Origin of the sequence: Streptomyces sp. ActVer, from assembly GCF_027270795.1 — a bacterium.
Taxonomy (GTDB): domain Bacteria; phylum Actinomycetota; class Actinomycetes; order Streptomycetales; family Streptomycetaceae; genus Streptomyces; species Streptomyces umbrinus_A.
In genome coordinates this window covers 1-9,005 of the sequence record NZ_JAPWHT010000422.1, presented here as the reverse complement: position 1 = coordinate 9,005, position 9,005 = coordinate 1, and the positions used below count along the sequence as shown (strand labels likewise).

General features: G+C 70.5%; 10 protein-coding genes and 1 pseudogene. 7 read left to right on the top strand and 4 right to left on the bottom strand.

What is annotated here, in order from left to right:
• Together O3Q52_RS42395 and O3Q52_RS42390 are read right to left on the bottom strand one after the other, a co-directional pair.
• Window positions 1–255 (bottom strand): annotated as a pseudogene (locus tag O3Q52_RS42395) (TldD/PmbA family protein); the annotation flags it as partial.
• On the bottom strand, window positions 252–1,775 hold the full coding sequence (locus O3Q52_RS42390) for a TldD/PmbA family protein (RefSeq protein ID WP_269653869.1): 1,524 nt from the start codon (window positions 1,773–1,775) through the stop codon (window positions 252–254). The gene O3Q52_RS42390 and the pseudogene O3Q52_RS42395, both read right to left, overlap by 4 nt.
• A gap of 185 nt (window positions 1,776–1,960) precedes the next feature.
• Between O3Q52_RS42390 and fabG the strand changes: the two genes are divergently transcribed.
• The 3 genes from fabG to O3Q52_RS42375 all read left to right on the top strand — a co-directional run bounded on the left by fabG (window position 1,961) and on the right by O3Q52_RS42375 (window position 4,060).
• Window positions 1,961–2,677: a 3-oxoacyl-[acyl-carrier-protein] reductase gene (fabG, locus tag O3Q52_RS42385; RefSeq protein ID WP_269653868.1), complete on the top strand. Its 717-nt coding sequence runs from the start codon at window positions 1,961–1,963 to the stop codon at window positions 2,675–2,677.
• A 5-nt stretch (window positions 2,678–2,682) separates the two neighbouring features.
• Window positions 2,683–3,450: an enoyl-ACP reductase FabI gene (gene fabI, locus O3Q52_RS42380; protein WP_143636993.1), complete on the top strand. Its 768-nt coding sequence runs from the start codon at window positions 2,683–2,685 to the stop codon at window positions 3,448–3,450.
• A gap of 295 nt (window positions 3,451–3,745) precedes the next feature.
• A complete protein-coding gene (locus tag O3Q52_RS42375) occupies window positions 3,746–4,060 on the top strand; it encodes a hypothetical protein (RefSeq protein WP_269653867.1) in 315 nt (104 codons plus the stop codon).
• A gap of 12 nt (window positions 4,061–4,072) precedes the next feature.
• Here O3Q52_RS42375 and O3Q52_RS42370 read toward each other — a convergent pair whose 3' ends face one another.
• On the bottom strand, window positions 4,073–4,765 hold the full coding sequence (locus O3Q52_RS42370; protein ID WP_269653866.1) for a FadR/GntR family transcriptional regulator: 693 nt from the start codon (window positions 4,763–4,765) through the stop codon (window positions 4,073–4,075).
• Window positions 4,766–4,877: 112 nt separating this feature from the next.
• On the opposite strand from O3Q52_RS42370, the gene O3Q52_RS42365 reads away from it, so the two are divergent.
• The 4 genes from O3Q52_RS42365 to O3Q52_RS42350 all read left to right on the top strand — a co-directional run bounded on the left by O3Q52_RS42365 (window position 4,878) and on the right by O3Q52_RS42350 (window position 7,495).
• Window positions 4,878–6,218, top strand: a complete 1,341-nt coding sequence (locus tag O3Q52_RS42365; protein WP_269653865.1) for a CynX/NimT family MFS transporter — start codon at window positions 4,878–4,880, stop codon at window positions 6,216–6,218.
• Window positions 6,219–6,365: 147 nt separating this feature from the next.
• Entirely contained in the window at window positions 6,366–6,482 is a 117-nt protein-coding gene (locus O3Q52_RS42360; protein WP_107102519.1) for an SGM_5486 family transporter-associated protein, read from the top strand.
• Between the two features lie 202 nt (window positions 6,483–6,684).
• Window positions 6,685–6,900, top strand: a complete 216-nt coding sequence (locus O3Q52_RS42355; protein ID WP_269653864.1) for a hypothetical protein — start codon at window positions 6,685–6,687, stop codon at window positions 6,898–6,900.
• 76 nt (window positions 6,901–6,976) lie between these two features.
• Window positions 6,977–7,495: a histidine phosphatase family protein gene (locus O3Q52_RS42350; protein ID WP_055615411.1), complete on the top strand. Its 519-nt coding sequence runs from the start codon at window positions 6,977–6,979 to the stop codon at window positions 7,493–7,495.
• A gap of 87 nt (window positions 7,496–7,582) precedes the next feature.
• Here the strand turns inward: O3Q52_RS42350 and serB are convergent, their stop codons facing one another.
• Complete coding sequence (serB, locus tag O3Q52_RS42345) at window positions 7,583–8,788, bottom strand: phosphoserine phosphatase SerB (protein ID WP_269653863.1); 1,206 nt, start codon at window positions 8,786–8,788, stop codon at window positions 7,583–7,585.
• Window positions 8,789–9,005 lie beyond the last annotated feature (217 nt).

The window sequence follows — 9,005 nt, the reverse complement described above, 5'->3', positions numbered from 1 at the left end:
CACCAGCGGCTCCAGCTCGTCCGCGGTCACGGCCGCACCCGAGACGACCCCGGACGCCGTGCCCTCGTGGCCGTCGACGGTCGCGACGACGGTCAGCGTGCGCCCGCGCGTCACGCCGTTCGTGGTCAGCGCGTTGCCCGCCCAGCGCAGGTTCGCCGTCGAGTGCTCGTCGGCGATCACGACACAGCCGTCGGCCCTGGACAGTTCGAGGGCACGCTCGACGATCTCGTGCGGCTTGTTCGTCCGAGGGCTCATCGACCGGCCTCCTGCGTGGTGTTCAGAATGTTGACGCCCTTGAAGAGGGCCGACGGGCAGCCGTGCGAGACCGCCGCGACCTGGCCCGGCTGGGCCTTGCCGCAGTTGAAGGCGCCGCCCAGGACGTAGGTCTGCGGGCCGCCGACCGACGCCATCGAGCCCCAGAAGTCCGTGGTCGTCGCCTGGTAGGCCACGTCCCGCAACTGACCGGTGATCCGCCCGTTCTCGATCTTGAAGAACCGCTGGCCGGTGAACTGGAAGTTGTAGCGCTGCATGTCGATCGACCACGACCGGTCGCCGACGACGTAGATCCCGCGGTCGACGCTCCCGATCAGATCCTCCGTGGACATCCCGGCGGGATCGGGCTGCAGCGACACGTTCGCCATGCGCTGTACGGGCACATGGCCGGGGGAGTCGGCGTACGCGCACCCGTTGGACCGCTCGAAACCGGTCAGCTTCGCGATGCGCCGGTCCAGTTGGTAGCCCACCAACGTCCCGTCCTTCACCAGGTCCCAGGACTGCCCGGCCACGCCCTCGTCGTCGTACCCGATGGTCGCGAGCCCGTGCTCGGCGGTGCGGTCCCCGGTGACGTTCATCAGGTCGGAGCCGTACCGCAGCTTGCCCAGCTGGTCGAAGGTGGCGAAGGAGGTCCCGGCGTACGCCGCCTCGTAACCGAGCGCGCGGTCCAGCTCGGTGGCGTGGCCGATGGACTCGTGGATGGTCAGCCACAGGTTGGACGGGTCGACGACCAGGTCGTACACGCCCGCCTCGACGCTCGGCGCCCGCATCTTCTCGGCGAGCAGCTCCGGGATCCGCGCGAGCTCCGACTCCCAGTCCCAGCCGGTGCCCGTGAGGTACTCCCAGCCGCGCCCGACGGGCGGCGCGATCGTGCGCATCGAGTCGAACTCGCCGCTCGACTCGTCGACGGCGACGGCGGTCAGCTGGGGATGCAGCCGCACCCGCTGCTGCGTCGTCACCGTCCCAGCCGTGTCCGCGTAGAACTTGTTCTCGTGCACCGTCAGCAGCGAGGCGTCCACATGACTGACGCCGTTCGCCTCGAGCAGCCGCGCGCTCCACTCGGCGAGCAGCCCGGACTTCTCCTCGTCCGGTACGGAGAAGGGGTCGATCTCGTACGAGGAGATCCAGGTCTTCTCGGAGTGCACCGGCTCGTCCGCGAGCTCCACACGCTCGTCCGAACCCGCCGCCTTGATCACCTGGGCCGACAGCTTCGCCATCGCCACGGCCTGCGACGCCACCTTCGCGGCGGAGTCCATCGTCAGGTCCACCCCCGACGCGAACCCCCAGGTCCCGCCGTGCACCACACGCACCGCGTATCCCAGGTCCGTGGTGTCCGAGGACCCGGCGGGCTTCGCGTCCCGCAACCGCCAGGCCGCGCTGCGCACCCGCTCGAACCGGAAGTCCGCATGGTCGGCGCCCAGCGCCCTGGCCCGCGCGAGCGCCGCGTCGGCCAGGGCCCTCAGCGGCAGTGCCGTGAAGGCTTCGTCGATGGAATGAGGCACGGAGGTCTCCCTGCTGTCGTCGCCTGTCGGTCCGATCATGTCGCGCGGGCGCGCCGGGGGCCACAACTTTCTGTAGGGATCCGACAGCGAGTCCGGTACGTCACTGTCGGCGCCCGATTCTCCGTACGGGGGACGGTGCCGATAGGTTTTCGAGGTACCAGACCGGCTATCGAAAGGGTGATCCGTTGAGCCGCTCGGTTCTCGTCACCGGAGGAAACCGGGGCATCGGCCTCGCCATCGCCCGCGCTTTCGCCGACGCGGGCGACAAGGTCGCGATCACATACCGCTCGGGCGAGCCCGCAGCTCTTCGAAAAGAAGGGTTCCTCGCAGTCAAGTGCGACATCACCGACAGCGAGCAGGTGGATCAGGCCTACAAGGAGATCGAGGCCGAGCACGGCCCGGTCGAGGTGCTCGTGGCCAACGCCGGCATCACCAAGGACCAGCTGCTGATGCGGATGTCCGAGGACGACTTCACCTCCGTCCTGGACACCAACCTGACGGGCGCCTTCCGGGTCGTGAAGCGCGCCAACCGCGCCATGCTGCGTGCCAGGAAGGGCCGTGTCGTCCTGATCTCGTCGGTCGTCGGGCTGTACGGGGGTCCGGGCCAGGCCAACTACGCCGCCTCCAAGGCCGGCCTCGTCGGCTTCGCGCGCTCGCTCGCCCGTGAGCTGGGCTCGCGCAACATCACCTTCAACGTCGTCGCGCCCGGCTTCGTCGACACCGACATGACCAAGGTGCTCACCGACGAGCAGCGCGAGGGCATCGTGAAGCAGGTGCCGCTCGGCCGGTACGCGAAGCCCGAGGAGATCGCCGCGACGGTGCGGTTCCTCGCCTCGGACGACGCCTCGTACATCACTGGAGCCGTCATCCCCGTAGACGGCGGACTGGGAATGGGTCACTGATCACCATGAGCGGAATTCTCGAGGGCAAGCGCGTCCTGATCACCGGTGTGCTGATGGAGTCCTCCATCGCCTTCCACGCCGCGAAGCTGGCCCAGGAGCAGGGCGCCGAGATCATCCTGACCGCGTTCCCGCGGCCCACGCTGACCGAGCGCATCGCCAGGAAGCTCCCCAAGCCCACCAAGGTCATCGAGCTCGACGTCAGCAACGACGAGCACCTGGCGCGGCTGGCCGACCTGGTCGCCGAGGAACTGGGCGGCCTGGACGGCGTCGTGCACTCCATCGGCTTCGCCCCGCAGGACGCCCTCGGCGGCAACTTCCTCAACACGCCGTTCGAGTCCGTGGCCACCGCCATGCACGTCTCGGCGTTCTCCCTGAAGTCGCTGACCATGGCCTGTCTGCCGCTGATGCAGAACGGCGGCTCGGTCGTCGGCCTCACCTTCGACGCCCAGTACGCCTGGCCGCAGTACGACTGGATGGGCCCGGCCAAGGCCGCCCTGGAGGCCACCAGCCGCTACATGGCGCGTGACCTGGGCAAGCAGAACATCCGCTGCAACCTCATCTCCGCGGGCCCCATCGGCTCCATGGCCGCCAAGTCCATCCCGGGCTTCAGCGACCTGGCCGCCGTGTGGGACAGCCGCTCGCCCCTGGAGTGGGACCTCAAGGACCCCGACCCGGCAGGCCGCGGCATCGTCGCCCTGCTCAGCGACTGGTTCCCGAAGACCACCGGCGAGATCATCCACGTCGACGGCGGTCTGCACGCGATCGGCGCGTAAGCGTTTACGCGAACGTTTGCGCACCTGCCTTCACACGGCCCTCGGTACGGCTTTTCGTGCGGCTTCGACGCCCCGTTTCCCGCAGCGCGCGGGGAGCGGGGCGTCACCCGTTCGGCCCTACCGGCCGGGCGGTGCGGGCCGGTAACAGCGCACTCTGGAGTAGGAGTTCCCCCTCCCGAGATGTCCTCCCGAGCTCTGCCGAGGAGGTCCCCTTGTGCGCCTGTCCCAGCCCCGCTGTAAACACCGGCTCCACTGGAGCGGCTCCGCCGCGCCCTCTGCTGCGCTGCTCGCTGCCTTGACCCTCCTGCTCGCGGTGCCCTGCGGCGCCGCCTCGCACACCACGAGAACAGCGCCCCACGCGCGCGTGCCCGTGGAGGAGAGGCCCTTCGGGGCAGCCTGCCGGACCGCCGTCGAGGGTTCGTATGTGACGGCGTACTGCCACAACCCGTACCCCGAGCCCGATCGCGTCCGTCTGCACATCGAGTGCGACCCGTGGTGGGACATCGACTCCGACGGCGCCTCGGTCGAGGCCGGCCCCGCGCAGACCGTACGGCTGACCGGCCGCTGCTGGAAGGAAGTCCGCTCGGCGTGGGTCAGTCACCAGCGCTGACGACGCGCTTGTTCACGCGGAGGTGACGTCGGCTGATCGGCTCGGGCGGCACAGGAAGGGGTAGCCCGCAGCCTCCGCGGCGGCGGTCTCCGCGTCGCCCGCGCGGATGGCGTCCACCAGACGCGTGTGGTCCATATACGTCTCGGGCGTCAGCTCCTCGCCCACGTCCTCGCGCAGCCAGTCGCGCACGACCTCGCCCAGGTCCGCGTACATCGCCGTCATGACGTCGTTGTGGGACGCGGCGACCACGGCGAGGTGGAAGGTCGTGTCGGCGGTCACGAAGGCCTCGGCGTCGCCCGACTCCCAGGCCTCCTCCCGGCGTACGAGGAGAGCGTCCAGCTGCTTCAGATCGCGCTCCGTGCGGCGCTCGGCGGCCAGTTTCGCCGCGCTCGACTCCAGCGTGGAGCGGAGCTCGGCGATGTGCCGCGGATCGGCGTCCGCGAAGCGGCGGTGCATCACGCCCGCCAGCTCACTGGTCGCCACGACGTAGGTGCCCGAGCCCTGACGGATGTCGAGCAGGCCGTTGTGCGCGAGCGCGCGGACGGCCTCGCGGACCGTGTTCCGGGCGACCCCGAGCTGCTCGACCAGCTCCGGCTCGGTGGGGATGCGGGAGCCCACCGGCCACTCACCCGAGGTGATCTGGTTCCGCAGCTCGGCGATGACCTGCTCGGACAGTGCCGATCGGCGGGGGTGGCTCAGCGGCATGACGGTCCTTCGCGCCAGGGGGTGCACCGGGAGGACGCACCGGAATGCGTGTCAGGGGATTGTGCCCCAGGTGTGCACCAGGAGATTGGACAACCAATCATCCCATGATTCTATGATGGCTGGCATGACTGGCGAGGAAACCCGGACGGCGATGTCCCCACCGATACGCAGCTCCGCGCAGGACGCGGAACTCCAACCGCCCGCCACGCGCGCGTGGATGACGCGTGTGGTGATCATCGGCATCGTCCTCACCGCCCTCAACCTGCGCCCCGCCATCACCAGCCTCGGCGCCCTCCTCGAAGAGGTGCGCGACGGACTCGGCATGAGCGGCAGCTTCGCCGGGCTCCTCACCTCCGTACCGCCGCTGTGCTTCGCCGTCTTCGGCGTCATGGCACCGCGTCTCGCCCGCCGCTTCGGACCCGCCGCCGTGGTCTGCGCCGGCATGGTCGCGATCGCCGCGGGACTGGCGATCCGGCCCTTCGCCGGGAACACGGCCGGCTTCCTGGTCGCCAGCGCCCTCGCCCTGATGGGCATCGCGGTCAGCAACGTCCTGATGCCGGTGATCGTCAAGCGCTGGTTCCCGGACCGGGTCGGCTCCATGACCGGCCTCTACTCCATGGCCCTCGCCCTCGGCACCGCCGCCGCGGCCGCGGTCACCGTGCCCATGACCCGGGCTCTGGGCGGCAGTTGGCATGCGGGACTCGCCGTCTGGGCGGGGCTCGCGGCCGTCGCCGTACTGCCGTGGATTCCACTCGTACGGGCCCGGGGCACGGCCCTGTCCTCGGACGCCGCCTCGGCCTCGACCCCGGCCCCGACTCGTGACGCGTCCTCGGCCTCCGGGGCGGGCCAGGAGCCCTCCCCGCTGCGGATCACCCGGAGCCGTACCGCCTGGGCGCTGGCCGTCTTCTTCGGGCTGCAGGCCACCGCCGCGTACATCACGATGGGCTGGATGGCACAGATCTTCCGGGACGCGGGTGTCCCGGCGGGCACGGCCGGACTGCTGCTCGCCGTCACCATGGTGATGGGCGTGCCGCTGGCCTTCGTCATCCCGCGCCTTGCCACGCGTCTGCCCCACCAGGGGCCGATCGTGGTCGCCCTCGGGGTCTGCGGCCTCGTCGGCTACGCGGGCCTCTACCTCGCCCCCGCGGGCGGTGCCTGGGCGTGGGCGCTGCTGATCGGCATCGCCAACTGCGCGTTCCCGCTGGCCCTCACCATGGTCGGCATGCGGGCCAGGACCGGAGCGGGGGTCGCGCAGCTCTCGGCCTTCGCGCAGAGCACCGGGTACCTCATCTCGATCCCCGGTCCGCTCCTGGTGGGCGTGCTCTACCAGCACAGCGGCGGCTGGGGGCTGCCGATCGCGCTCATGGCGGGCCTGATGATCCCGCAGATCGTGGTGGGCATCCTGGCCGGCCGCGACCGCACGGTGGAGGACGAGGCCGCGCGCCGGCCGTGACCGTCGGGGTCGAGCGATGCGGCGACCCGGAGACCCGGCCTGTGACCTCGCCGCGCCACCACCCGAGTGCGGACCTCACCCGCGTGCGTACGCCCCTGGCCGGACCCTGCCCGCGGGCGGGCGCCCGAGTGGTGGGAGACTGCTCGTATGCCCGTGCTCGACCCGAACCCCCAGAACGGCCAGAAGAAGATGCTGCTCGTCTTCGGCGCGTTCCTCCTCATCTTCGTGATCATCGGCGTCATCGCGTCGATCGCCTCGCCCTGACCCGTCGGAAGCCCGCCCCGGACCCTTCGCCGTGACGCCTCCGCGAGGCGATGGTGGGGGTAGCCCCACCATCCCCTAGGGGGTGAGTGTCAGGGTCAACTGGGTGGATCTCCGGATGGGTTGAGGGATCCGGAGTCCGTAACTTCGAGATGTGACCGCGAGGACGCGAACCACGGACCACTCGAAGCCCCACGGAGGCGGCATGTCGGCCCCAACGCACATCCCGCCCCACCCGGCGACCAGGCGTGGCGTCGAGACCCGGCTCCCCTGGTGGGCCCTGGTCCTCCCGGCGCTCGCCTTCGCCGCACTGCTCCTGGTGATACTGAACCCCGCCGACGCCCACGCGACAGGCGGCGACCCGGCTGTCGGCCGGCTCTTCGAGCAGGTCCAGCAGATCGTGCTGCACGAGGGCTCCTGAGCTCCCGGCACACCACGTCGAGGCCGCGAGTCAACTCCCTGCGCCCCATGGCGTGTTTCGTGCGAAGCTGGGAACCATGAGCGTCGCAGAACCCCGCAGGATTGTCCTTTTCCGGCATGCGAAAGCCGACTGGCCCGAGGTCTCCGATCATGAGCGGCCGCTCGCTGAGCGGGGCCGCAAGGACGCCGCCGTCGCCGGACGCAGGCTGGCCGACACCGGCATCCCCTTCGATCTGGCCCTCTGCTCCACCGCGACCCGGACCCGCGAGACATGGAAACTCGCCGTCCACGAGCTCCCCCATCGGCCGAAAACGGTCTATGAGGAGCGGCTCTACGAGGTCTCTCCCGGCGAGCTGATCGCCGTGCTGAACGAAACCCCCGACGATGTGCAGAACGCACTCCTGATCGGCCACAACCCCGGCGTGCAGGGTCTCGCCGACATCCTGGCCGGCCAGTCCGAGGGCGACGCGCAGGAGCGGATGAGCCGCCTGGGCTTCCCCGCGGCCGCCTTCGCCGTGCTCTCCTTCACCGGTTCCTGGAAGGCCCTGGAGCCGGGCGTGGCCACGCTGCTCGACTACTGGGCGCCGTCCGAGTAGACCCGGTCGTTCCCTTCTCACGAACGTGGACGGGGCCCGGCACCGCGACGGTGCCGGGCCCCGTCCACGTCGTGGACGTGCGAGAGCTCAGTCCACGTGCATGTCCGCCGCCTCGACCTCTTCCCGTGTCACGCCCAGCAGATACAGGACGGTGTCCAGGAAGGGGAAGTTCACCGCGGTGTGCGCGGCCTGGCGCACCACCGGCTTGGCGTTGAAGGCGACCCCGAGACCGGCCGCGTTGAGCATGTCCAGGTCGTTGGCGCCGTCGCCGATCGCCACGGTCTGGCCGAGCGGCACCCCCGCCTCCGCGGCGAACCGGCGCAGCAGCCGCGCCTTGCCCGCCCGGTCCACGATCTCGCCGGTGACCTTGCCCGTCAGCTTCCCGTCGACGATCTCCAGGGTGTTGGCCTGGGCGAAGTCCAGCCCAAGACGCTCCTTGAGGTCGTCCGTGACCTGCGTGAACCCGCCCGAGACGACACCGACTTGGAAGCCGAGCCGCTTCAGCGTGCGGATCAGCGTGCGTGCCCCCGGCGTGAGCCGTACCTCGCTGCGCACCTTGTCCACCACGGAGGCGTCGAGCCCCTTGAGCAGGGCCACGCGCGCGTGCAGCGACTGCTCGAAGTCCAGCTCCCCGCGCATCGCGGACGCCGTCACCTCGGCGACCTCGTCCTCGCAGCCGGCGTGCGCGGCGAAGAGTTCGATGACCTCGTCCTGGATGAGCGTGGAGTCCACGTCCATGACGACCAGGCGCTGGGCCCGCCGGTGCAGCCCCGCCGCGACCACCGCGATGTCGACACCCAGGGCCGCCGCCTCGGTCACCAGAGCGGTCCGCAGCGCCTCCGGCTCCGTACCGGACACGGCGAACTCGACGGCCGTCACGGGGTACTTGGCCAGCCGGAAGATACGGTCGATGTTGCCGCCGGTCCCGGTGATCCGGGCGGCGATCGCGGCCGCGGACTCAGCGGTGAGCGGGTGTCCGAGCACGGTCACCAACGACCTGCCGTGCCCGCGTGGCCGGTTGTCGCCGAGGCCGGAGATGATCTCGGCCTGCAGCCTCATCGAGTCCGCCCAGCTGTGCACCGTGGCGCGCAGGTCGCCCTCCAGGCCGGCCGGCGGATGCGTCACGAGCGCGCACAGCACTATCCGGCCACGGGTGACGACCTGCTCGATGTCGACCACGTCGACCGAGTAGGCGGCGAGGGTGTCGAAGAGCCCGGCCGTGATTCCTGGCCGGTCCTTGCCGAAGATCTTGACGAGGAGAGTGGGGACATCAGACGTTTGTGATGCGCTCATGGTGCTTCCACCGTATCCGGCACCCCGTGCCGCCCGCCGCTGAGGTCCGCCTGACGGACACGGAACAGTGGGTGTCGCCGAGGTGTCCGCGGTCTTCACGAGCCGTGGCGCCCGCACGCCACGGCCTAGGTCAGCGTCGTACGGGCCGCCGGTCAACGCCGTCCGGGCGGCCTCCCGGACGGAGGCGGCGGCTCGTCGGGCGGGGGAGGCGGCGGCC